Here is a 24573-nt window from a genome sequence, read left to right as displayed (position 1 = left end):
CCTAAAACCGCAGCACTTTTTCCGTTGTCTCTTGGTGTTCGCCGCCAGGCCGTCTTTGTGTATAAAACCGAATCGACCAGAGCCGGATCAACGCCTACCACGGTAGGCGTTGAAATGGGGGGTACCCCCCATTTCAAAATGATCGTTGCCTATCTCAAAGGGATTGCAGACTGGCGGCCAAATAGTCCAGAGATACATCATAAAACACAAAGTCGTCGATCTTGCCCCTACGCTTAGCCTCGATGGCGCGGCTCACAGCCTCCGGCTGTCCTTCGGGGCACATCAGCATGAGCCGGCAGTGGGGCGTGACTTCCCGCAGCCATGCGCACAGGGCCAGACAAAAGTCGATGCCGTGATCGCCATCCTCGGAGACCTCCAGCAGTGCCCCAGAGGCCAGATGGCTGCGGATGGCCACATCCGCGTTGGCATAGTCCGGCTCATAGCACAGCTGTATTCCCGGGGCGTCCCGCACTTTCGCCATCAGGCCCTGAGCCAGCGATGCCCGCCGCATGATCAGGAGCACAGTTTTCAGTCTCCCCACCTCCCATACCTTCTGTATTACAGATTTATTGTAGAACTTATTTTGAATTTGCACCCTACCCGCTGCGGGTAGTCTTTTCCCTGAAACAAAAAAATCCACCGGCACAAAGCCGGTGGATACAGACTGTCGAAAAACCTATATAACGAAAAGGGTCGTCCGCCCTACCCCTATCAATCCGCAAAAAGCCGCGACCAGTGCGTGGCTTTTTGCACTTCTCAAGGGCGGGGCGCCCCGCTGGTCCGGTGGCCGGACGGCCATACTTTCTTTGGTCCGGTGGCCGGACGGCCATACTTTCTTTGGTCCGGTGGCCGGACGGCCATACTTTCTTTGGTCCGGCGGCCGGACGGCCATACTTTCTTTGGTCCGGTGGCCGGACGGCCATACTTTCTTTGGTCCGGCGGCCGGACGGCCATACTTTCTTTGCCTTTCTGCATCGGACCTGCCCGGCGCGGGAGCGCAGTATGGGAGCGGAGGCACTCCGCCAGCCCCTTGCAAAAACTCGAAAAAGTGGCCTAAGCCACTTTTTCGACACGCTCAAAGGACCGGCACAAAGCCGGTGGATAGGAAGTGCAATTCTTTAATACAGGGGATTGATCCAGCCGTTGGAGATCATGTAGAAGGCCAGATCCACCGCCTTGGAAAAGCCGGTCTTGCCCAGCATGTTCATCTTGTGATACTTGACGGTGTTTTCGCTGATAAACAGCTCCTGGGCGATCTCTTTGTTGGTCATGTGTCTGCACATCAGCCGGAGCACCTCCATCTCCCGGTCGGTAAGGGGGGCCTCCCCCTGGGGCATGGGAATGGTCCTGGGCTCCGGGAAGCTGCTGCCCCCCGCCATCACCGTCCGGGCTACCTCAAGAAAATCGTGCAGGCTCCGGCTTTTGTAGATAAAGCCGTTGGCCCCGGCGGCCCTGGCCCGGGGGATATAGGTGATCTCGTCAAAGGCAGTCATAACGATGATCTTGACCTCCGGATCTGTTTTGCGGATGGCCTCCACCGCCTTCAGCCCAGAGGCGCCGCCCTCGGTGCAGACATCCATCAGCACCAGTTCCGGATGCAGATGTTTACAGAAATCCAGAGCATAGTCTGCGTTGGGCACTTCGCCCACCACGGAAAAATCTCCCGCCGCCGTCAGCGCCGTGGTCAGCGATTCCCGCATGGAAACATGATCCTCCACAATCAGAACGTTTGTCATTTCTCCACAGCCTCCTTTGGAACAGACAGTTCGATTCGGAATCGGGGAACAGTATAGAGCTCCATTCTGCCGCCAAGCTGACGGACCCTGCGGCGCATCCCGCCGATGCCGCCGCCCTCACGGATGGGGCCGGCGGGCGGGATGCCGTTGTCGGTGACCGTCATGCGCCAGCAGTCATTCTGGAAAAAGTGGAACTGGATGCGGGTGGCATACCCGTGGCGCACGGCGTTGGTGACACATTCCACGGCGATCTCGGCAAAACTGTCCGCCACCGCCCCATCCTCCGGCAGCGCGCCCTGGAACTCCACCGACACCTCCATGCCCTGGAAGGTCTCCCGCAGCATCTCCAGACGATGAGCAGGGCTGGGCGTGCGGTCCTCTCGGAGGGCCGTGGGAAGGTTGCGGGCAAAGTCCAGCAGCAGCGACTCATCCATCTGCCGGTCATCCCGCAGCGCCCGGAGCAGCAGGCTGATCCGCTGTCCCAAAAGGTCATGTACCCTCGCCTTGCTTCGGGCGATCTCCTCCGCTTCACAGATGGCCTGTAAATGCGCAATGGTGCTGCGAAGCTCCTGTCCGCGCTGCTCCAGCGCCTGGTTTTGCCGGGCAAGAAAGGTCACCGCGTCCCAATGCTCCGTGACATCATCGGCAGTCAGCAGAAGCATGGTCCGGCGCCCCATGGGGAGCTCATGGGCGGAAAAGCTCCATACGGAGGAATCGGGGAGGCGAAACACCTGCTGCCCACCCAGAACTTCCCGTGCGCAGCCGCCGCACAGTGGGCCGCACTCCAGCAGCCGCTGAAACAGCCTTCCGTCCTGTACCGGCTGCCCCGTCATCTGCCGTGCCAGCGCCTCCATGCTGCGGTTGCACAGCAGGAGCTCCCCCGACCGCCGAAAGAACAGCAGACCGGTATGCAGGGTATCAATGGCTTCCTTGACGGATACGGAGGAGAGCTGGGTGTAGAGCTCCCGCCGGCGCAGCAGGCAGATATGTACGCTGCGCAGCAGGAAGAACGCCATACTCATCAGAAAAAAGACGGGATAGGCGGGCCCTGTGACCGTCTCTGTCAGGGGGAGCAAGACAGCCGCCCCGCCCACGGCAAAAAACGGCCAGATCAGTTCCATCCCCACCGCAGCGGTGGTTCCCAGCACCGCAGTCAGCAAAAACACCGCCTGCCGGACAAGGCCGTAGGCGCTGGGCGCCAAAAAGCCGCAGAACAGCCCATACTGCACCTGTGCAAGAAGGGCGGCGAAGAGGAACAGCACCCCGAGGATGGCGCACTCCATCCCATTTTCCACCCGGCGCACCCAGCCGGTGGGCAGACGTCGGATGCTGTAAGAGATGGCCCTTGTTTGAAACACGATGCACAGGGCGGCCGCCATCACCAATGTGGTCAGCACCCAATGGGGAAACCGGTAAAATTCAGCCACAGGACTCACCTCCCAAGGGCAGCGTCATGCAGATCCCAACGGCATCGTCCAGATCCTTGCAGGCGATCTGACCGCCCAGTGCGGCCGCCGCCGTCGTCAGCTCCTCCGAAAAGCGCCATTGTCCGGGATCACCCCCCGGAAGAAAGCGGAAAACCAGATGGGCGCCCTCCGGCTCCAGATACCCCAGCAGAGGAGAGGCGTTCTCCCTCAGGGCCCAGGATATGGCTTCAAAGGCAAAGTCGTAGCACAGTGCCGCCCTGCGGATCTCCAGCACTCCACGCTGCCCGCAGCGAATGAGCAGCTGCAGCCCCGCATAGCGGGCCAGTTCTGCCAGCTCATCCAGATAAATGCTCAATTCCTCTCCGGGCAGTCCATCCCCCTGACGTGCCAGGAAAAACAGATTGCATCTGCGTTTGATATGGCACAGGCAAAGAGTGATGTAGGCGGTCAGGTCCCGGGGATGGGGCGTATCCGGCAGAGCCTCGATCAGCCGTCCCAATGTCTGGATGCGGCGCTCCATGTCCCGGTCCAGCTGTTCAAACATGGTGCGGTTTGTCTCCGCGGCCAGCAGGCGCTTTTTCACATCGCCCTCCTCACGCAGCAGGGTGTTGACCGCCTCCAGACGGGCCTGCACAGCCAGGATTTCCTTGCGCAGCCGGTTGAGCTGGGAGAGGTCCTCCTGCCATACCGCCACACCGCCATGAATGGGGACTGCGTGAAGCTGGGTGTCGCTGTCCCGCAGCAGCGGATGGGTCATATCCATGGAGATCCTCCGCCAGATGGAGCGGGAGACGGGAGGCGCGCCCCGGGAGGACAGGACGGTGCGGCCCTGCTCATCCAGCAGCGTCAGCCCAATGGGAGTGGCGGTGAACAGGCGCTGATACTGAAGATTGACCGGGATAAACCCCGCGTGGAGGGCCGACTCAAAAAACAGGGCGGACAGCACGCAGATGTTCACGGTAAGATCGCTCTCCCACGCCAGAGGCACCCGCCTGATGTAAGCAATGATGTAGGCCAGAAGCCCCGCGCAGAACAGCAGCGGAACCACCCTGCCGGCCCAGTAGGGGCTATACCGCCCCTTGTGGAGCAGCTTCCCGACTGCGCAGGCCAGGAACAGGAGGGATAACGCCATTACGCCCCAGTATCCCGGACCGTACCGGTAGTCTGAGGCCCAGTCCCCGACCGGGTCAAAACGAAACACCAGCTGGTGGAGATCGTTTGTGAGTACCAATAGCACAGAGAGGGCATAGCAGGCCAGAGGCGGCCACAGAGGGCGCAGCGGCTTTTTCTCACCCTCCGGATGGTCCAGGATCACGGCCAGATACAGCAGCGTTACCGGAAGGGCAAGCTGAAAGATGTAATAGCCGTACCAGCACATCCGGCACAGAAGCCCATCTGCTGTCAGCTGATATTTGAACAGGCGCAGCAGCAGCCATCCCACCATCAGCCAGCCCATGACCCCGACTACTCGGCGGACATCCCGGCGGATCATCCGATGGGATACCGTCCCCTTCCATAACAGGATGGCGGCGGCGATGAGCAGGGCGGATAAAATATGCTCCCGGAGATCTGCTGTGGTATAGCGCCGGATGTGGAGCACCTGCCGGCGCAGGTCCCGGCTGCTATCCCCGGTCAGTTCCAGAAACCAGCCGTAGTCCTCCTCGCTCAGGGTACGGGCCGACCGGTAATCGCTGGGAAAATCAGCCGGTCTCTCTCCGTCCGCCAGGGGCAGCCCTGCTGACAGAAGGGTTTCATCCAGCCCCGGCTCCAGCGTCAGAGGGACATCGGAGAGCAGCCCCATACGGCAGGACAGCGTGCCCTCCGCCGGCACGATGATCTCGTAATTTCCTCCGTTCCGGTTCCACGCGGCAGCCTCGCAGTCCAGACAGATCAGAATGGGGGCGTCCGGCGCCTCCAGCCGGAATTTTCCGTTCTGGCCAAGGTGTTCCAGCAGCTCCAGCGCGTCACGCTTGGAGGGCGCCTCCCGGTCCAGCCCGTAGGACAGGGCGCCCAGAGCCAGCATATTGCGGATCGCGGAGCTGCTGCTGATGCCGATGGGAACCGGGCTGTCCCAGAGGCTGTTCCAGCCGGTGACGGCGGCGTCCGTCCGGCTGCGGTCCACCGCCAGGATCACGGTGGCCGTGACATGGGGATACCAATACCGGCCGATGCCCCGCTCCAGCGCCGGGATGGCCTGTACATCAAAGCAGGCCACGGCGCTGCCCCGGCTCACCTCCGAGTAGAGGGTATCCTCTGCCGTCTGAAGGGAATACCCGGGGAGGAAGGGAACGAGAGCCGCGCTGTATGCCTCAGCGCCCTCCGCTCCGGCGATCAGACGGTCCCCTGCGTCCACTGTGCCGCACCCAGCCAAGATCAGGCACAGCAGGAGGAGCGGCAGCCAACGCCCCTTCATGGAGCCACCGGCTCCCCGGACTCCTCCATCCGGCCGGCACACTCCCGGCACAGATCCATCTCATCGCAGATGAGGAAACAGGCGTCGCAGACCAGCCGCCGGCAGATGGGGCATTGGCTGAACCGCTCCCTGGCCTCCTGACTGGCCGCCTGCATGGCCCGCTGCTTCTCCGGCTGATAGATGGCGTCATAGAGTTCCTTCTTCTCCCGGTGTTCCGCCGCCTGCAGCGCTTTGGAAAAGGGGATGATGCTGCTGTACCAAAATTCTCCGCACACCTCGCAGCGGATGGAAAAGCAGAAATACTGGGGCGTGGACCGGTCCTCTAAGTGGCTGGACAAGAGATTCGTCATATTCCGCACCTCCTCGTTTCTACTCCTATTATAGCAGGAGTAAGGGGGAGAGTATATGGTCCGTCGGATACTTTTTCCCACTTTTTCGCAAAGGTATCCATTGGATAATAGAAAAAGCGCACAAAACCAGAGGACTGGTTTTGTGCGCTTTGCTGTGATGGAGAAACTTGTCTTAGCAAAGCTCCTGAAGCCTTCCGCAGCGGCGGAGCAGATCGATGTAGAGCATCAGCTCATCCCGGGAGGCCACCCCCAGTTTCTCGTAGATGCTCCGGTTGTGCTTGCGGACCGTACTCATGCTGATAAAGGCCAGGTCCGGGATCTCCGCGATCTCGTGCCCGGCGATGTAGTAGCGCAGGATATTCCGCTCCGCCTCGGTCAGCAGATCCTTCCGCTCCACAAACTGGTCGAACAGTTCCGCAATGTTGGGAGGAAGCTCTCCCTGCTCCAGCCGCTGATTCCGCGCCCGGGCATTGAGGAACTCCGCCAGCTCATCCAGCTCCGAGATTCCCGAGGACATCCCCTGTTCCGGCCCCTCCGCCTGCTGGAACCGTTTCAGACTGTCGGTGATGGGCCGGACAAATCGCCGGGACAGGAAGGAGGACAGGGCCAGCAGCACCAGGAGCAGTCCCAGGGCCGCAATGATCCAGGTCTGCTGGACGCCGGCTGTGTAGGCGGCATAGCTCTCCTGGGGGATCAGGATGGCAACGGCCCAGACGGTGTCCTCCGGTTTCCCTCTGGAGATGGGTATGGTCTGGTGCAGGCCGATATACCGTCCAGCGCCTGTGTCGTATTCGTTATAGTATCGCCCCTGATGGATGGCCAGAGTCTCCTGACCGTCCAGGTAGGTGCCGTTGACGCTGCCCACCAATCCATCCGACAGCAGCAGACGGCTGTCCTGGACCGGAGCCAGCACGGTGACAGCGGAGCCGAACTTTCCCTCCAGGGTGGGATAGGAAAACTGGAAATACAGGGCGCTGAGCTCTACCCCGCACACGCCGTACACCGTTCCGTCGCTCCCCACAATGGGGACACACAGCAGCATAGCGGATTCCCAGGTATCCTTTAGATCGATCCGGCGGGACCAGAAATAGCGGTCGGCAGGCCGGCTCAGCGGCGCATCCATCAGCTCCCGGCAGCCCGGGATCTGATCGATGTCAAATTCCAGATTCCATCGGTTGTGCAGCTCCAGATCCTTTTGATGGGCGATGTCCGGGATGCCGCGGAAGTAGACCACTGTGGGTGTGACCGGACTGCTGGCGCTGAGGTTGGAGTAGCGCAGATGGATGCCGCTTCTGGAGTGGTCCGCCCCCTCCAGGCCGGTGTTGGTGGTGGCGTCCAGGATCGCATAGGCGCCATTGCAGTTGGCCGTCTGGAGGGTGGTGCTGATCAGCGGGTACATGACCTCCTGCAGCTTCAGCAGCCGCTCCGGATCATCGTTGACCTCCTGCAGCGAAATGCCCTCCTGTACCAGCACCCCCTCGATCTCCCGGCTGAGCTCCTTGGAGAGATTCAGGCTCTGGGCGGTCAGATGGTCCAGTTGGCTGACCAGCGTATCTCCTGTGTTGCTCAGGTGGAGCTCCATTACCTCATGGAGCTGCTCATCATCCCGGGAGAAGGCCCCAGCGATGGACAGCAGAAGGATCACCGCCGCGAAGACCACCAGGATCATGGACACCCAGTAGAGCATCAGCTTTCGCCGCATCCCTACGCTCTGCTTTTTGGCAAAGGCGTTCAACGCCCGGAGTTCTTTCAGTCTGTTGCGCACGGTGGTTCCTCCTCTCTTACAGGTTATCGCTCCATGATCTCCCGGAAGGACTGGAGCTGGTCCGCACTGATCTGCTCCAGTCCGGTCTCTTCGGCCTCCAGATAATCCCGGCGGCCCATGGCCAGCTGGGCCCGCACATGGTCCTCCAGCATGGTTTCCAGGCTCAGGTAGCTCTCCAACTGGGGCGGCACATAGAATTTATAGTTTTGCTGGGTATTCAGATAGGCCTGATAGAGAGAGGCATATTTGGCGCTCTCCAGACCTTCAATGGCCTTTGGCAGCTCCGTTTCGAATGCAGCCTGGGTCACCGGCATGTAGCCAGTCCGGGTCGCGAACTCCACATTGTGCTCCGGCTCGGTGAGCCATTTGAGGAAGGTCACCGCGGCCCGCTCCCGCTCCGGGGTGGAGCGGACGGCACAGAAGCCCGCGCCCCGCTGCATCACCAGCTTTTCTCCGTTTTCAAACACCGGGCAGGGCCGGGAGATGATGGTGATGTCCTCAGTGGTGTTGTCCGGATAGGTCACCACATCGCTGTAATAGAGGATGCTGGCAGAGGAGGCCACGCTGACGATGCTGTCGCCGGTGCGGATAGACTCGGTGGCGTACCCGCCCTTGAGCCAGACACCGCCCCGCAGGGCGGCCCGGGCCAGGGGTTCCCACGCCGTCTGGAAGGCGGGGCCGAAGGCCAGCACATCCCCCCGGAAGAAGTCCTCGCCCAGGGACTGGGCTCCTACCTGGAAGTAGTCGAAGTAGTAGTCGTGAACGAACATGGACTTGGCATCCCCCGGAATATCCGGCGTCTGGTCGTCGGTCCAGTCCGCGTAGATCTCCGCAGCCCTGTAAAGCCCCTCCCATGTATCCAGATCCTCGATCGTTACACCGGTAGCCTGGGAGAAGCGGTCGAAGATGGTCTGGTTGATGAACATGACCTCTGTGGATTTGGCCACCGGCAGCACCACCAGACGGTCATTGACCGTCCCCTCCTCCAGAAAGGCTGGGAGGAAGGCGGACAGCTCCTCCTGGCTGAAATAGTCCCGGTAGTCCACCAAAATGCTGTCGTCGGGCAGGGCCATCACCGTCTTGGGATAGGAGATGAAGAGGTCGGGCAACTCCGAGGCACCCGGCTCTCCGTTGGCGGCGGCCAGCACCAGCTCGTGGATGGTGTTGGTGTTGGACACGGAGGTGACCTGCACATTGATCCGCTGCTCCTTTCCCACCGTCTGGTTGAACGCATCGATGAGGTCGTTGAGCGGGGAATCTGTCTGACCGCCATAGACATGCCAGACCGTAATGGTGGTCGGTGTCTCTTCTTTTTGGGCCGTGTCGGAACAGCCCGCGCAGCAGTAGGCCAGCAAGATACCTGCCAGCAAAAACGCCGCAATTCTTCGTACCTTCACATCGCATCACCTCGTTTTCATTATATCTGCTGAGGGTAAAAAAAGCCAGTTGAAACAGGATACTTTATTGAATTCATTTCGTGGAGTATCCATTTCCATTCAGTATAACATGGATTCCATAAACCTGCACTATCCGCAGCGGGTAATTTTCATCGTTCAGGTTTTTCTTTTGATATCATGCTATATCTCCCTTCCTATATCTCCCTTCTTTCATTCTAAATTCAAAATCGCATCCCCGTATTTGGCCTAAAGCAGAGCGCAGATAATCAATTGGAACGCCTCATCTGTGACCAGTTCCGGGGAAGCGAGATTGTCAATGGTAATATTGCGGCTGCCGACTGCAATGCCTTTCGCCGCCTGGTAAACGCTGTATAGCTCCGGCTGGATGCCGGAAAGGGAAATGGACGAAAAGTCAAATCCGTATTCATCGAAATGCCAGATGACTCTGCTCCATATGTCATCATAGGCGAGCTTTTTTCCCTTCCTCTTTCTAATTATCCTGAAAGTTATGTGATTGGCGGTTCCAAAACCGAAGCTGGCCGGAATCGCATTATTCCTATTCGCCCGGAAGGCCGGGAACACTTTTCTTATTTCGCCGAATCAGCAACCGGTCCTTTGCTCTTATCCGGCTATTCTGGGCAACGGCTCCCTGATAATTTTCGCAAAAGAGACCATTACCCTCTTTTGGAAAAACTCCATATCAAAAGAAAAACTCCACACGCCACCCGTCACACCTATACTTCCCGAGCCATCAAGGAGGGATTGGCCCCAGAAGTTCTTCAGGAAATTTTAGGCCATGCCGACTACTCCACCACAGTAAATATTTATAATCACTTTGGTCCAGGCTGTAAATGTCGCTGCCGTTGCTAACGCATTACTAACAAATCAAAATTGACAGAAAATGAAAAAAAGCCCTTGAGCCATTACAGCTCAAGGGCTTTGACTGGTGGACGCTAAGGGACTTGAACCCCTGACCCCCTGCACGTCAAGCAGGTGCTCTAGCCAGCTGAGCTAAGCGTCCGGGTCAATCAGCTTTTTCATTATACAAGCCGCGCACCTGTTTGTCAATAGTTTTTTCTCTTTTCTCCCCTTTTTTCTGTTTTCCTCCCGGGAAACAGATCGCGTCTTGACTTTTCTCTCCTTTTCAGGCTACTCTGCAATTAAAAAAGGTCCGTTTTTAAAAAGGAGGGTTCTCATGAACATTCATCAAAATCTACGGCAGCTGCGGCAGATGACAGGCCTGACTCAACAGCAAGCGGCGGAACAAGTGGGGATTACCCGCCAGGCCCTATCCGGATATGAATCGGGCCGCCGCCAGCCCGACCTGGAAATGCTGGAACGGCTGGCCGATCTATACCATACCGACCTGATGGCCATACTCTATGGCAGCACCCGCCAGCAAAAACTGGCCCGCCAGATCAAAACAACAGCCTTGCTGCTTTTTGGTTTCCTGGTGGGAACAACTTTGCTTCGCTGCGGTTTGACCCTGGCCATAAACCAGCTGCTTCCCCCTGCTTCTCGGTCTCCGGGCACCATCCGAAACCTGCGCTTTCCCCTTCTCTCCTTTTGCTCCGCTCTGGGCGGTCTGGCTCAGGCTATGTCTCTTGTGGGATGCGTGATCCTGGGTGTTCTTCTATTCAAAGCTTCCCGTTTGCCTTCTCCCCTTACCTGGGCACTTTACGGGGCCGTGCTGTGGGGATGCCTTCTGCTGTGCGCCCTGATTCCCGCCCTGCTGGACCCCCTCTACCAGCCAGCCGATTACCTGCTGCCCCTCCTGAATGTTTTTGCTCCCTTCGTCCTTTTGCTTCTCTTCCTCATCATTTTTTGGCTGCATCAAAACAAAAGAAAACAATGACAAAAGCCTCTTGCGGCATCACCGCAAGAGGCTTTCTCTTTGCATATGTACTTTTTAGCCTTTCAGCTTTTTGTACAGCGCTTTCACATCCTCCATGCGAGTGGGGATGTCGATGGACTGGGGACACTGCGAGCAGCACTTGCGGCAGGCCACGCAGTGATGCGCCTGTTTGCTGTCTCCCACAGCTTCGTAATCGGCCAGGAACTGAGCCTTGTTCTCGGTGACGCAGTACTGGTTGTAGATCTTGAAGACGGCGGGGATGTCCACTCCGGCGGGACAATCCATGCAATAGCGGCAGCCGGTGCAGGGCACGGTCTTGCTCTGCTTATACACATCGGCCACCTTGAACAAAAGCTCTCTTTCGCTTTCGGTAAGGGGCTTAAAATCGTCCACCGTGGCCACATTGTCCTTCATGTGCTCCATGGTGGTCATGCCGCTGAGCACCACCAGCACATTGGGCAGGCTGGCGGCAAAACGCAGGGCCCAGGAAGCAGGTGTAGCATTGGGATCGGCCTTTTTCAGCATCTCGACGCCTTCGGGGCACAGGGTGTGCAGAGCGCCGCCGCGCACAGGCTCCATTACCACAACAGGCAGGCCGTGCTCTTCCAGGATCTCATATTCCCGCTTGGCATTCTGCATATCCCAGTCATAGTAGTTCAGCTGGATCTGGGCAAAATCCCAGTCATAGGCGTTTACGATCTCTTCCAACATTTCGATGGTGCCGTGGAAGGAGAAGCCCAGATGCTTGATGCGGCCGGCTTCCTTTTCCTTCTGGAGGGTCTCGAAGATATGGTTCTTCTTGATGATCTCCAGGCGGTCATGGTTGAGGGCATGGCACAGATAATAGTCAAAATACTCCACCTGGCACTTATTCAGCTGCTCCTCAAAATATTTCAGGGTATCCTCCGGCTTTTCCACCAGCCAGACCGGCATTTTGCTGGCCAGATGGAAGCTCTCCCGGGGATATTTCTTCATGGCCTCGCCCACGAACAGCTCGCTTTTGCCCTCGTGATAGGGATAAGCAGTGTCAAAATAGTTGACCCCGTGGGAATAGGCATAGTCGATCATCTCCTGGGCCTTTTCCTTGTCGATGTCGGATTTCTCCGAATCGATCTTGGGCAGACGCATCAGACCAAAGCCCAGCAGGGAAACCTTATCGTCGGTGTCTTTATAATTCCGCATGGCAATCATTTGAGGTTCCTCCTTTTTCACAGGCGGGATTCATCCCGCATTTTTATTATCTTTATTGTAACGCCTGGAGTGGGGTGGAAGTCAACATTTTTTTGTTTCTCCTTGACAATTTCTTTGGGGAATCCACAATAAACTTGTTGGGGAAATCCCCCAAACCCCTGAACGATTTCAGAGAAATCGGCTGCGCTCCTGCGGAGCTGAACATCACTCCATCTTGAAAAGTGCGTCAGGGATTTTTCGGCTCACGGAGTTCAGGCATATCCGGTTTTTCCTCATATCCGTCGATCGCCACTTTCCGAAGGTAAGCGCTCATATTCTCTATACCAAGCTGCGCCATCCTCGCCTTTATCAAGCCGAGTTCTCTTTCATCTACGAAAAATTTGACCTGTATCGGTCGCTTGCGATCTGCTTTATTCGGCATAGGTGTCTCTCTCACTCATAACTGACAAAATCCTGCTCAACCAGCGCATAATCAACCGATGATTGAAGCCGACCGAGCTGGTCTTTCCATGAATCGATATTGGTTCGTACCTTGCGGAATCCAAGTGATTCGTAAACGTGCTGCGCTCTTGTGTTCGTCAAGTTCGTATCGAGGATGATTTTGGCATAGCCGTTTCTGAACAGCCAATTGATCAGCATACTCAAAACCTTTCTGCCAACACCACGGTTCTGACAATCGGTTTCGCAGATCTTAATGCCAATTTCTACAACTCCATCTGACACATTGTGGTAATTGCACTCGCCAATCAGACGGTCGCTTTCCTCAACGACCAGAAGACCGTTTCTAAGTCCTTTTACAACTTCTTCCTCGGTCGTTCCCAGGCCGTTGGGAAAGCCTGCGTGTGCCATCACAGCACCATCATTCCACCAAGCGGCAAGCTGCTTCGCATCGGCAACCTCGGCTTGGCGGATTGTTAGATTTTTATGTTGTATTCTCACTTGGTTACTCCTTCCCTTGCCTCCCGGCCGTTAGTGTGTACACACATTGTATCACAAGGATAGCTCTGTTTTCAATACGATACCCAGAATTTATCGCCCTAAAATATAACTTTTCCACGAATATAAGCTGATTTTCAGTTTCCCCAGTGTCGAACATACTCTGCATCGAAATACCCACCTATCGACTTTACGGTTTTGAGGGGTATTTTGTACGACCGTAAATATACGCACTCCCCAGCGAACGGTATCCGCTATGCAGCGATTCGCTGTTTCACAAAAGAACCACGCAGAGGCGATAACTATTTCACCCTTTTTACTGTCCTTACCTTACAGAACAGAAAATAGGCGATTTTCAGCCCTTAGCTGTACAAAAACAGGCAGCACCCAACCGAAGTTGAGTGCCGCCTGTTTTGTTGTCCAATCCTGCTTGGCAGATGCCGATTTTGTAGTTTTCTCAGATTACTGTCTTATCGGCACACGGCAAAAGGGCTTCTTTTTTTGTGTCTCTATGCCAGGGTGCCATCGGGATCGTGGGCCACAGAGGCCTCCAGAATGTTGCCGTAGGCCCAGTGGCTTTCGTCCACATCCTGGAAGGGATTCCGGGAGATCAGCTCCGCCAGATGCCCTTCCTCCGGGATGCGGCCCAGGGCACCGTTGATCATTTTTACCGCTTCGGCTCTTGTCACCGGCTGGTCCGGACGGAAGGTGCCGTCCTCATAACCGGCCACAAAGCCCTTTCCGGCGCCAAACGCCACCGCCTGATAGGCCCAGTGGGTTTCCGGCACATCAACGAAAGAGGCGCTGCCCGTCTCACCAGGGAAATAGGCCGCCAGAATCTTCATCAGTTCGGCCCGGGTCACCGGCTGATCGGGACGAAAAGTGCCGTCCTCATAGCCCCCTACAATGTTGTATTTCCGGGCAAACCCCACATAAGAAGCATACCAGCTATCCCCGGCCACATCGGAAAAGGAAACCGGATAGCTCTCCTCCTCCTGGTAAAGGGCCTGGCCGTTTTCATCCACCGTCAGCCGGGCCAACATAGCCACCGCCTCGGCCCGGCTGAGGGAGTCCCCCGGCCGGAACAGCCCCTCGGCGCCCTGGATATAGGCGCCGTGGTCTGTCCGATTGAGCACAGGCTTCACGGTCTCTTCCGGCTCCTCCGGAGTGTCCGGTTCATCCGGCCGGGCGTATTCCTTCTGATACAGTGTCACAATCTCCGGGTTCCGCACCATCAGCTGATAGCGGAAATGCACTTCACCGGACACCTGGGGAATGGTCTTGTTGAGGGCCAGCATATCCTCCAGGGCCTTGACGCCATACCAGGGAGAAGAGGGACTGCTGTTGCCGGCCCGGTAATCGGCCATGCCCACATACAGCCGCACATCGGTGCCGTCCACCACATCGGCCCACCAGCGGACCAGGGTGTCATAGTCGGCGGCCTTGTGGCCGATGTACCAATAGATCTGGGGACAGATGTAATCAATGTATTCTTCCTTTACCCACTTGCGGCTGTCGGCATAGGCATTGAAATAGGTTTCATTGCCATTGGTGGCCGAGCCTTCGGGCAGACTGTTCCGGTTGGCCCATACACCGGCCGGGCTGATGCCATAGGACAATTCAGGATCGATGGCATGGAGACGCTCTCCCAGCTCTTTCACCAGCCGGTTCACATTGTCTCTTCTCCAGTCTCCCAGATCGGAAAAGTCCCCGCCGTACTTCTGGAAAGCCGCAGCATCATCAAAGTCCTGGCCAGGATAGAAGTAATCGTCCATGTGCAGTCCATCGATGTCATAGTTCCGGGCCAGCTCCTCGGCCCCCTGAATCACCAGTTCCCGCACCTCCGGAAGACCAGGATTCAGATAGTTGTTCCCCTCGTGCTGCACCAGCCATTCCGGATGCTGCTTGGCCGGAGAAGAAGCCGACAGACTCTGGTATTCGCTGTCGCCGCTTTTGGTCACCCGGAAGGGGTTGATCCAGGCGTGGAGCTCCAGTCCCAGCTCGTGGGCCTTCTCTACCCAATAGGCCAGCGGGTCAAAATCTCCCTGGGGAGCCTGGTCCTGGCTGCCTGTGAGATAGCGGCTCCAGGGGAAGATCTCCGAAGGATACAGCGCGTCACAGGAGGGGCGCACCTGCAGAATGACTGCATTCATCCCCATATCCACGCAATTTTGCAAAATGGAATCGGCCTGGCTCTTCAAAGCGGCCGGGTCGGTGGTGGCTTTGGTGGGATAGTCCAAATTGTACACAGTGGACACCCAAACAGCCTTCATATCCTCCCGGGCGGGATTCTGGCTTTTTTCGGTTTTTACACCGGCGCCGCAGGCCCCCATCAGCAGGATGACCCCTGCCAACAGACCGGCCCACAGCCGTTTTCGCAAATGTTTCATATTCTTTCTCCCATCCTATGTTGTTTTGTTCTGTTTTTCCGGCAAAAAGCCGGAGACCGGCTGCGTTATGGCCGACCAAAGCCATTATACCACAACCAGTCCCCGGTTGTGGTATCTTCTGCCTGCTTACAGGGCTGCCACATCGGCGGCCAGCGCCTGGGCGTGCTCCAGGGGCGTGGCCCAGCTGGTGCAGAAACGCACGGCGTGGTGGTTTTCGTCCACCTTTCCAAAATCGGCAAAGGCATATTTTCCGCTGAGTTTTTTCATCACATTCTCGGGCAAAATGGGGAATTGCTGGTTTGTGGGAGAATCGCAGAAGAAGGGGAAGCCCTTGTCTGCAAAGGCCTTGCGGATGATGGCAGCGGCCTCATTGGCATGCTTTCCCATCTCCTCATACAGCCCGTCTTCCAGCATGGTCTCAAACTGGACGCCCAGCAGCCGTCCCTTGGCCAAAAGGCCGCCCTTCTGCTTGATGAAATAGCGGAAATCCTCCTTGAGGGCCGGAGCCGCGATCACCAGGGCCTCCCCGAAGAGCGCCCCCACCTTGGTGCCGCCGATATAAAAGGCATCGCACAGCCGGGCCAGATCGGCCATGGTCACATCGGTGCCAGGCGCGGTGATGCCATAACCCAGTCTTGCTCCATCTACATAGAGGAACAGGTTCTTTTCCCGGCACACGGCGCTGATGGCTTCCAACTCGGCCTTGGTATACAGCGTACCCAACTCGGTGGGATGGGAGATGTACACCATCTTGGGCTGCACCATATGCTCCTGGGTCTCGTCGTTATAATGATCCTCCACCAGCTTGCGCACCTGCTCGGCAGTCAGTTTGCCCTCTTTGCAGCCGGGAATGGCCAGCACCTTGTGGCCGGTGGCCTCGATGGCGCCGCTTTCATGCACATTCACATGGCCGGTCTCGGCGGCGATCACACCCTGATGGGGCCGCAAGGCCGCGGAGATCACCGTCAGATTGGTCTGGGTACCCCCCACCAGAAAGTGCACATCCACATCCTCCCGGCCACATTTCCCCCGGATAAGCTGGGCGGCCCGCTGGCAATGGGGATCTTCCCCATACCCTGCCGTCTGTTCCATGTTGGTCTCCATCAGGTGTTCCATCACCCGGGGATGAGCCCCTTCGGAATAGTCACAGTTGAAACGGATCATCTTTCCTCTCTCCTTTTCCTAATTCTCTTCTTTTTTATGGAAATGTTTGCGCCAATAATATTGGGCATTCCGATAGTCTGTCACCAGATCCCGGTCCTCCAGCTCCAGATGCTCTTCCACCTGGCCGTCCTTCATATACCGGCCGCTGGAATGGACCACCTGAACGCTGTCCATCACTTCATCGGTCATCTGCATAAAGGCAGGGCCTTCCCAGCCGCATTCCTCAAAGAGCAGATTCATCAGGAAATAGGGGCCGATGTCCGGGCCTTCCCCGGAAAAGTCATTGTCCAGCACTTCCTTGGCCGCGTCATTGGCCCAGATAAGGTACCGGGTGGAATAGTAATTCAAAAACCCTTCCTTGGTGGACAGATCCATATTGATGCCCAAGGCGTCGTAGATCTCTCCGTCATCTCCCATCCAGGGATTGTGATCCCCAAAGAGCACAATGACCACCGGCTCTTCTTCCTCCCGGAAATAATCGAAGAAGGCCGCCAGATTCTGATTGGTGTTCCAGATGGAGCCCAGATAGTTTTCCAGAATGCACTGCTGACTGTCGGTGAGCTTGCCGTCGCTGTTATCAATAAAGATGTCCTTGGGGCTCCACCAATACTGCTCGCTGTCATAGGGGCCGTGGCCCTGATAACTCACATTAAAAGAAAAATAGGGTTTGCCGGTTTCCTTGTTTTCTTCGTAGAAATTGATGATCTCCGGGAAGAGCACTTCGTCCAAGGCCACTTCCCCGCCGGTGAACTGCTCATAATAATTTTCCACAAAGTAATAGTTTTCAAACCCCAGAGACTGGTTGATGTTTTCCCGGTTGTAGAACCACTTAAAACAAGGATGGCTGCCCTCCACCGTGTAGCCCTCGTCCCGGAAATACCAGGGGTAGGCATTGGTGTTGGTGCGGAAGTTGTTCAGCTGGGAGTAACCGGTGAGGAAGCACCGCTCGGTGTCCACCGTTCCCCCTGCGAAGATGTTGGTCACCAGATTGCCGGAAATGCCTTCTTCCTCCAGCTTGTGGTATTCCTCGTAGGCATCATAGGCCAGGTTCACTTCTTCAAACTTGCTGAAATCGTTGTAGGCCTCCAGCATGATGGAGATCACATTGACCTTTTTGTCCTCGGGGATGTGGGCATCCTCATAGCCTTCCATGATGGCCTGGGCGGTATCCTCGTCATAGCCCTCCGGCGGCCGGTCAATGGCGTCGGTGATGCTGTGCAGGAAGGGATAGACAAAGCCTCTGGAAATATAGACCTGGGTATCCGACCAGGGGCTGATGCGTTCCGAGTTGTCGGTGGCTGCATCGTAGCTGTACAGATTGTCGTCGGCATATTTGCCGCTGACCAGGAACGCGAGAATGAGCACGGCCAGGGCGCCGCCTGTACGCACCAGGGGATGGGGCTTGCCCCGCAGGAAAAAGAAAAACAGCACCGTCACCGCCAGCACGCCGGCCACAGAGAGCCACATCCCGGCGGTGGGAATGATTTCATACTGTCCCGCCATGTTCTGGGCTTCCCGCACCAGAAGCACATCGGCAAACAGCAATGGGTCATTGCGCAGACTCAGTTTGAACCAGTTGACAAAAGTGCCGCCTAAAATGACAATGCTCTGAAGCAAAAAGGCCAGCCAGGCCCGCCCCAGAAGAAAATACAGCAGCGCCCCCAGCAAAAGCACCGGAAGTGCATTGAGGAAGATGAGAAGGGGAAATTCAAAATAGCTCTCAAACATCTCCCCGCCGTATTCCGAGGCGGCAAAGGCCAGGCTGATCACGACCACTCCAAAGGTGGCCGCCCCGTAAAGCAGACCGGTATACACCCAAAAAAGCACCTTTTTCCAGGTGCTCCAGCTTTCCAAGGGCTTTTTCTGAAAAACGAACCACTGCTTCCAGCCGGGGGAAGCATCTTCTCCCCTCTGCCAGGCCGTGGACACAAGGCTGAATAATTTCATGAGGGAAACGATCCCTTCCTTTCTCTTCTTTGTTACCAATCGAATTGCTGCCGGGGCGCTTTGGGCAGAGGAGTATCCTCCTGCTGGGTCTGCTCAAACGAGAGCGTCTGTACTTTGCGGAAAAAGTCATACACCGGCTGCAGCTTTTTAAAATCCTTTTCCAGCTTCTGCGCCAGCTGGGGCGAAAAGAGGATCTCCGCCTCCTCCGGCGAGCAGGTATGGGCCACCGCCACATTCTTCTGATCCAGCCACAGCTTTTCCCGGCCCTGGGCCTGGGGGAATTTGCTCCGCTTGTACCGATCCCCTTCCAAAAGGAAATAGCCATTCTTCCCCACAGCTTTGTCGGCCTTATAAAAATCCGGGTCCTGACGCAAAATCAGCCCCCGCAAAGTGTCCATATCCCGTGGGCTGGCCCGGTAATAACCGCAGCCCCAGCGGACAAAGCGGGGGGAAAACTCAAAATAAAAAGCCGGCGGCCCCTGATAGAGCTTCTTTTCCCGCAGGAAAACGCACCAGCACACATCCCGGAAAGTGGATTTATCCTTTGTAAAGCGAGTATCCCGATAGATCCGGGAGATGGAACGGCCCACTTTGGGCTCGGCGATCAGGCTGTCGTCCAGCTTCCAGACCCCGGGTTGCAGCTCCAGAACCAGCTGACGCATGGGGTCCAGCACCAGCCGGTCGTAGTCCTTCCGATGCTCCCGGAACCATTCTTTGCTGTCCCGCAGCTTGTTTTCCATCAAAAAATCCAGCGCTTCCTTGGAAAAAGCCACTCTTTTTCCTCCTTCGACAACATACTGTGATTTTTATTTTCCCCCTTCCCCCGGAATTTGTCAAGAAAAAGACACAGTCAAAACAGTTCCTTCTTGCCTTTTTTCACAAAACTTCCTATAATCTTCATAGAATATTCAGAATTTCGTCGGGGATTTGTCCTTGCATTCCCCCTTCTCAAGCTGTATTATTGTTATTAGTACAGTCTCTCCCACAGAAAGGAGTGTTGGGCATGAAACTGCGCCAGAAATTAACGCACCTGGCCTCCCAGAATATGCGCCGAGTCTGCTTCTATCTTTTTCCCCTTTTTTTGAATCTGGTGCTCTATTGCAACCTGACTCCCTCCCCATCGCTGGCCCCGCGCACACCCCGCTTTTCCTTTGATCTGCCAGGGGTGCTTCGTTTTCTGCTGGCGCTGCTGCTGATCTTCATAGGCTATGTGCTGTTGACCATTCTGACCCGCCGTCCGTGGCTGGCCGCTTTGGGGCTGTCCGTGCCCCTTTATGTGATCTCCATGGTGGACTACTATAAATATTACGCCCTGGGTACCCGCATCTCCCTGGACGATGTCATCATGGTCTTCAGCCTGCATGACCTTTGGACGCCCCAGGGCGCTGCGGGAAATGGGATGTTCTTCAGTCCCCTTCTGTTGGTCACATTCCCCCTTCTGTGCCTGTATATCCACTTTCTTCGGGTGCTGCGGGTGGGAGACGCAGTGCGTTTCCATGGCCGCCGGGTCATCTGCGGCGCCTTGGCCATGTGGTGCCTGCTCACTTTTTCCACAAACAGCCTGGCCTATCAGATCTTTGACCCCCAGCTGCAAGCCTACAGTGTAGTGCCCTCTTCCCGCTCCAATGCGCCTCGTCTCACCTCCATCGACTGCCTGATCGGCTCGGTCTATTACGACGAATTCACCGACGAGCGGGCCACAGAGGACAATGTACAGCGCCTGCTCTCGGCCTATGAGCCTCAGGCCGGCACCGGTGTGCGCCCCGACATTCTGGTGGTGATGAGCGAATCCTATTTCGATCTGCGCCGGGTGGATGGCCTGGAGGTGGACGACTCCCTTTACCAGAACTTCCGGCGGATGCAGTCCCAGGGGTGCTACGGCCGGGTGGTGGTGCCCGCCTTCGGCGGCGGCACGGCCTCTTCCGAGTTTGAGGTACTCAGCGGCACATCCAACGCCGCTTTGCAGGGCACTCGCTCCCCCTATGCCGGTATCTCTTCCTGGGATACCCTTCCCTCCTTCCGGGAGTATTTCGGGAACGAAGGATATGACTGCACCTATGTGCACCCCTTCAAAGGCTCGTTTTACAACCGGGCCAACGCCTTTGCCGCCATGGGCTTTGACCGGGTGCTGTTCCAGGAAGACCTGACGGTGCCGGTGGAGGAATATTCCCGGGATATCCACATCAGCGATGCAACCCTGACCCAGCAGCTCATCGCCCTTCTGGAAGAAGAAACCGATGATCCCCAGTTTATCTGGGCCACTTCCATGCAGAACCACTCTCCCTATGTGACCATGGAAGAAAACGATCCCTGGCTCATTGATGCGCCGGAGGGTGTGCTCAGCGAAGGGGAGCTGGATGGGCTGCGGGCCTATGCCGTGGGCATCCGGGATACCGACCAGGCCCTGGGCCAGCTTCTGGACTATATCGACAGCCGGGAAAAGCCCACCGCCCTGTTGTTCTTCGGCGACCATCAGCCTTTGCTGGAAGGATATAAAAAGCTCAACGGCATCGAGACCGATACGCTGTATGAGGACCTTTCCAATCTGACCACCGACTATGCCATCTACACCAATTATCAGGCGCCCCTCACCTCCATTGATGGCAGCGATACACGGCGCACCGACCGTCCGTTCAGCGCCTGCTATCTGATGGATGTCTACCTTACCGCCCTGGGCATGCCCAAGGATTCCTATCTGTCCTTCCTGGACGATGCCTTCCGTCACCTGCCGGTGTATTCTCTGCTGATCACCCAAGAAGAGGGCGAGAAAAAAGATGTGCGTCGGTGCCGGGATGCTTTGGACATCCTCTCCTATGACCGGGCCATGGGCGAGCATTATTCTTCTCAAATACAATAAATAACGGAAAGGCTCCCTTTCAGGGAGACGGGTTTTGTTTTATGGATGTTTTGTATGCTTCTCCCCGTTTGGAGTTTTCCCTGTGGGATCAGCAGGACCCCCAGCTGGCCCACACCCTGTGGGGAAATCCTCAAGTCACCCATTTTCTCACAACCGATGGAATCATGACCCCGGAGCAGATCGATGAGCGTCTGAAAAAGGAAACCGAACAATACCAGCGCTGCGGCCATCAGTATCACCCGGTGTTTCTCCGGGAAGGCGGGGCCTTTATCGGCGTGTGCGGTCTGCGTCCCTATGGCATGGGAGCGGACATCTTCGAGCTGGGCGTCCATCTGCTTCCCGATTACTGGCATGCAGGCTATGCCCAGGAGGCGGCCCGCCGCACCATCGACCGGGCTTTTTCCCAGTTGGGATGCCAGGCCGTATTTGCCGGTCATCATCCCAAAAACACCGCTTCCCGGGCACTGCTCCTTCGTCTGGGGTTTGTGTATGACCACGACGAATTCTATTCCCCCACCGGCCTGTATCACCTCTCCTACTTCCTGTGGCGTTCGGCCTATCAGGGGAAATAATTCCCAGCTCCCAATTTGACAGAATAAAAAAAGTGGCCAATGGCCACTTTTTTTATTCTGTCACCGGATCGCCCGGCACAATATTCTGATTTTTCTTGTGAATACTCCGTGTGGTACTCTGGTTCAGACCCACCGATGCCGCAATCGTTATCATCTCGGCCAGAGGCATGGCCAGCCAGAGCCCTGCCATTCCCCACACTTTTGGCAGCCAAAGGAGAAAAACGATCAACAGCAAAAAGGACCGCAGCAGGGTGACCACAGCCGACCAATGCCCCTTTCCATAAGAAGTGAGACGAATGGCTGTGAAAATGTTCAGACCGGCCACCAGATATCCCAGGCCATACAGCCTCATCCCCTCCAGGGCCAGGGTCCAAACGGCAGTTCCCCGCTGTGCAAAACAGGATACCGCCAAGGGTGCAGATAGGGAGGCCAGCCCATACAGCAGCGGCGGGGCCACAGCAAAGAACCGATAGCTGTACCGCTCCAGTTTTCTGCACACCTGGATGTTGCCCTGTCCATATCCATGGCTGAGCAGCGGTGCAATGCCCATGGAATATCCGAAATACAGGCCAATAAAGAGAAACTGCAAATACATAATAATGGAGACCGCCGCAATACCGTCTTCTCCGGTCAGCGCCAGGGCCGTACGGTTAAACACCACGGTTGTGATGGCAATCGCCAACTGACTGACGCATTCCGATGCTCCGTTGACGGCGCATCGGATTCCTTCCTTGATTTCCATCCCCCGCCATACGGGCCGCAGCTGCCGCCGCTGTTCGGGATGCCCTGTCCGTTCTTTCCGGCGGGCAGCTCGATATATGGAAAAGCGGCGGTATCTCAACGATACCGCCGCCGTCCGGCCCTCACCGGGGTCGGTTCCAATTCATGCAGAGATACGAAAAATCCGAACCCTTTGCCAACAGCAAACAGGTTCGGATTTTTGTGTTTTGGTGGAGATAAGCGGGATCGAACCGCTGACCTCTTGAATGCCATTCAAGCGCTCTCCCGAACCATGTTTTCTATGCCCCCATTCAGACTCTGCCGTGTGGTGTACGCCCCCACACACTTTGAATCTTAGGTTAGTAAGATTTTAATCTGGAGGGGGCGAATTGCTAATGGTCAAGAAGGTACCGGCTTCTCCATGGATGATAGAGAAACTGGTGTTTTCCTATGCTGGGATATCAATGGGATCTTCATCAAGCTCACTCAGACCGCCGAAGAATTGCCCAACGCTGATATTCAGCTTTATTTTGAGTTTGTAGCCTTTGAATACATCGACACGCTCAATCAAGTGCGACACAATCATCTTTTTTGCCGCCATAGTAGCGTTTTTATATGCCGATGACCACTCCAGCAGCTCGTCATATTGATTTTCCATTCTGGTCAGCTGGCTTGCTGCGTTTTTAAGTTCCCGGTCGGCCTTGTGGTAGGTTTCCTTAAGCTGAATGCACTCATGTTTCTTTTCCTCTATTACGCTGTTGAGCAGCTCGGGAGAAAACGAGCTTTCGCCGGTAATGGCTTTAATTACTTCGCCTTTGAGCTTGCGTAAATCCTCCTCAGCCTTTTCGTAGTCACGCTTCATCTTCTGCAAGAGAGCCTTTTGAGCGTTTTGACTGTTTCGAAAATTACTTCCAAGAATCTCTGACTTGTCCATTTTTTTCATTTTCGAAAAGAGAGAAAGAATGACGGCTTCCACCATTTTGTCCAGCCTTTCAACCGTATAACCGGTCTGACCATCACAGTCTCCATGCGTTCTGCTCTTAGTCTGGCAGGTGTAGCGTGTACGCACGGTATCCGTACCGTCACGCTTTTTTCTCCCTTTGCCGCTGGTCGTCACACAAAGCCTTGCGCCGCAATGTCCACAGAACACCATGCCGGATAAAAGCGAGTTTCCTCTGGTATTAAGTGGTGCGGAGCGAATCACTTCATTCTTGCGAGAGCGAGCTGCCAGCATGTTTTTTACCTTGGCAAATCTCTCCGCAGAAATGATGATAAGGTCTTTCCGCTGCGCCCATGCGTCGCCATTCTGGAGGATTCCTGTGTATAGGTTGTTTTTCAGTATCCCCTGAATGGAGGAAGGGTGCCAGTTCATCCTGGAACGGTTTTTGATGCCCTTTTCATTGAGCAAATTGGCAATTCGTTGCGCTCCATAGCCCCACAATTCCGCCCACTCGAAGATCTGTCTGACAATCTGCGCTTCCTCATCGTTTATAGCAAGGTCATTCACGGGCTGTTTTTTCTTGTTAAGGCGACCTGTAGGTTTGTCAAACATATTGGACAGTGACCTCAGCGGGAGCCATCCAGCGGAGGGGTCTCATGGGCAAGTTGTTGGAGCGGCGGTTGTGGACGGCAAACTGCTTTGCAAAGTCATCCAAGGAATAGAACGAGTGGCAAGAGTAGAAGCGTTTCTGATCCTCGCGGTGGCTGCGCTCGACCTTTCCGTTGTGGCGCGGTGTGTAAGGACGGATCAGTTTATGCCGGATATTCAGTTCAGCGGCCGTTTTTTCAAATAGCGTCGGCAAATTACGCTTGCTGCCCGAAAAACGGTTGGTAAACTCAAAACCGTTGTCTGT

Annotated in this window: 21 protein-coding genes and 1 tRNA gene; 4 read left to right on the top strand and 18 right to left on the bottom strand. The window is 56.2% G+C overall.

Annotation, left to right across the window (positions count from 1 at the left end):
* Positions 1–154: 154 nt before the first annotated feature.
* From KQI26_RS06610 to KQI26_RS06580, 7 genes are all read right to left on the bottom strand, one after another.
* A complete protein-coding gene (locus KQI26_RS06610) occupies positions 155–523 on the bottom strand; it encodes a hypothetical protein (RefSeq protein ID WP_216503804.1) in 369 nt (122 codons plus the stop codon).
* A 595-nt stretch (positions 524–1118) separates the two neighbouring features.
* Entirely contained in the window at positions 1119–1736 is a 618-nt protein-coding gene (locus KQI26_RS06605) for a response regulator transcription factor (RefSeq protein WP_216503803.1), read from the bottom strand.
* Positions 1733–3163 carry a hypothetical protein gene (locus KQI26_RS06600; protein ID WP_216503802.1) on the bottom strand — a complete coding sequence of 477 codons (1431 nt, stop codon included), beginning with the start codon at positions 3161–3163 and terminating at the stop codon, positions 1733–1735. The genes KQI26_RS06605 and KQI26_RS06600 overlap by 4 nt, the downstream gene beginning before the upstream one ends.
* Positions 3156–5576, bottom strand: a complete 2421-nt coding sequence (locus KQI26_RS06595; protein ID WP_216503801.1) for a histidine kinase N-terminal 7TM domain-containing protein — start codon at positions 5574–5576, stop codon at positions 3156–3158. The genes KQI26_RS06600 and KQI26_RS06595 overlap by 8 nt, the downstream gene beginning before the upstream one ends.
* Positions 5573–5926 carry a hypothetical protein gene (locus KQI26_RS06590; RefSeq protein WP_216503800.1) on the bottom strand — a complete coding sequence of 118 codons (354 nt, stop codon included), beginning with the start codon at positions 5924–5926 and terminating at the stop codon, positions 5573–5575. Before KQI26_RS06590 ends, KQI26_RS06595 begins: the two co-directional genes overlap by 4 nt.
* Before the next feature lie 172 nt (positions 5927–6098).
* Positions 6099–7691, bottom strand: a complete 1593-nt coding sequence (locus KQI26_RS15715) for a helix-turn-helix transcriptional regulator (RefSeq protein WP_216503799.1) — start codon at positions 7689–7691, stop codon at positions 6099–6101.
* 23 nt (positions 7692–7714) lie between these two features.
* Positions 7715–9088, bottom strand: coding sequence for an ABC transporter substrate-binding protein (locus tag KQI26_RS06580; protein WP_216503798.1), 1374 nt, complete (start codon positions 9086–9088; stop codon positions 7715–7717).
* A 432-nt stretch (positions 9089–9520) separates the two neighbouring features.
* Here KQI26_RS06580 and KQI26_RS06575 point away from each other — a divergent pair, with 432 nt between their 5' ends.
* Positions 9521–9958: a tyrosine-type recombinase/integrase gene (locus KQI26_RS06575; RefSeq protein ID WP_216503797.1), complete on the top strand. Its 438-nt coding sequence runs from the start codon at positions 9521–9523 to the stop codon at positions 9956–9958.
* 74 nt (positions 9959–10032) lie between these two features.
* Here the strand turns inward: KQI26_RS06575 and KQI26_RS06570 are convergent.
* A tRNA-Val gene (locus KQI26_RS06570) sits at positions 10033–10109 on the bottom strand.
* A 174-nt stretch (positions 10110–10283) separates the two neighbouring features.
* Between KQI26_RS06570 and KQI26_RS06565 the strand changes: the two genes are divergently transcribed.
* Positions 10284–10943, top strand: coding sequence for a helix-turn-helix domain-containing protein (locus KQI26_RS06565; protein WP_216503796.1), 660 nt, complete (start codon positions 10284–10286; stop codon positions 10941–10943).
* A gap of 54 nt (positions 10944–10997) precedes the next feature.
* On the opposite strand, the gene KQI26_RS06560 is transcribed toward KQI26_RS06565, so the two are convergent.
* The 7 genes from KQI26_RS06560 to KQI26_RS06530 form a co-directional block, all read right to left on the bottom strand.
* Positions 10998–12134, bottom strand: a complete 1137-nt coding sequence (locus KQI26_RS06560) for an aldo/keto reductase (RefSeq protein ID WP_253292713.1) — start codon at positions 12132–12134, stop codon at positions 10998–11000.
* A gap of 226 nt (positions 12135–12360) precedes the next feature.
* Positions 12361–12555, bottom strand: a complete 195-nt coding sequence (locus KQI26_RS06555; RefSeq protein ID WP_216503795.1) for a hypothetical protein — start codon at positions 12553–12555, stop codon at positions 12361–12363.
* An 11-nt stretch (positions 12556–12566) separates the two neighbouring features.
* A complete protein-coding gene (locus KQI26_RS06550) occupies positions 12567–13073 on the bottom strand; it encodes a GNAT family N-acetyltransferase (RefSeq protein ID WP_216503794.1) in 507 nt (168 codons plus the stop codon).
* A gap of 506 nt (positions 13074–13579) precedes the next feature.
* Complete coding sequence (locus tag KQI26_RS06545; protein WP_216503793.1) at positions 13580–15460, bottom strand: family 10 glycosylhydrolase; 1881 nt, start codon at positions 15458–15460, stop codon at positions 13580–13582.
* Positions 15461–15586: 126 nt separating this feature from the next.
* On the bottom strand, positions 15587–16624 hold the full coding sequence (locus KQI26_RS06540; RefSeq protein ID WP_216503792.1) for a low specificity L-threonine aldolase: 1038 nt from the start codon (positions 16622–16624) through the stop codon (positions 15587–15589).
* 18 nt (positions 16625–16642) lie between these two features.
* Positions 16643–18571, bottom strand: coding sequence for an LTA synthase family protein (locus KQI26_RS06535; RefSeq protein ID WP_216503791.1), 1929 nt, complete (start codon positions 18569–18571; stop codon positions 16643–16645).
* A 32-nt stretch (positions 18572–18603) separates the two neighbouring features.
* Positions 18604–19344 (bottom strand): DUF2461 domain-containing protein, encoded by a 741-nt coding sequence (locus KQI26_RS06530; RefSeq protein ID WP_118748071.1) that lies wholly within the window; start codon positions 19342–19344, stop codon positions 18604–18606.
* Between the two features lie 230 nt (positions 19345–19574).
* Between KQI26_RS06530 and KQI26_RS06525 the strand changes: the two genes are divergently transcribed.
* Entirely contained in the window at positions 19575–21428 is a 1854-nt protein-coding gene (locus KQI26_RS06525) for an LTA synthase family protein (protein WP_216503790.1), read from the top strand.
* 41 nt (positions 21429–21469) lie between these two features.
* Positions 21470–22000 carry a GNAT family N-acetyltransferase gene (locus tag KQI26_RS06520; protein ID WP_216503789.1) on the top strand — a complete coding sequence of 177 codons (531 nt, stop codon included), beginning with the start codon at positions 21470–21472 and terminating at the stop codon, positions 21998–22000.
* A gap of 52 nt (positions 22001–22052) precedes the next feature.
* Here the strand turns inward: KQI26_RS06520 and KQI26_RS06515 are convergent, their stop codons facing one another.
* The 3 genes from KQI26_RS06515 to KQI26_RS06505 all read right to left on the bottom strand — a co-directional run.
* Complete coding sequence (locus KQI26_RS06515; protein ID WP_216503788.1) at positions 22053–22742, bottom strand: MATE family efflux transporter; 690 nt, start codon at positions 22740–22742, stop codon at positions 22053–22055.
* 426 nt (positions 22743–23168) lie between these two features.
* A complete protein-coding gene (locus KQI26_RS06510) occupies positions 23169–24272 on the bottom strand; it encodes a recombinase family protein (RefSeq protein ID WP_216503787.1) in 1104 nt (367 codons plus the stop codon).
* The coding region (locus KQI26_RS06505) for an integrase core domain-containing protein (RefSeq protein WP_216503786.1) at positions 24265–24573 on the bottom strand (309 nt) is incomplete at its 5' end. The genes KQI26_RS06510 and KQI26_RS06505, both read right to left, overlap by 8 nt.

Origin of the sequence: Intestinimonas sp. MSJ-38 (assembly GCF_018917925.1) — a bacterium.
In the GTDB taxonomy this organism is placed as follows: Bacteria; Bacillota; Clostridia; order Oscillospirales; family Butyricicoccaceae; genus Pseudobutyricicoccus.
This window is presented reverse-complemented; position numbering and strand designations above follow the sequence as displayed.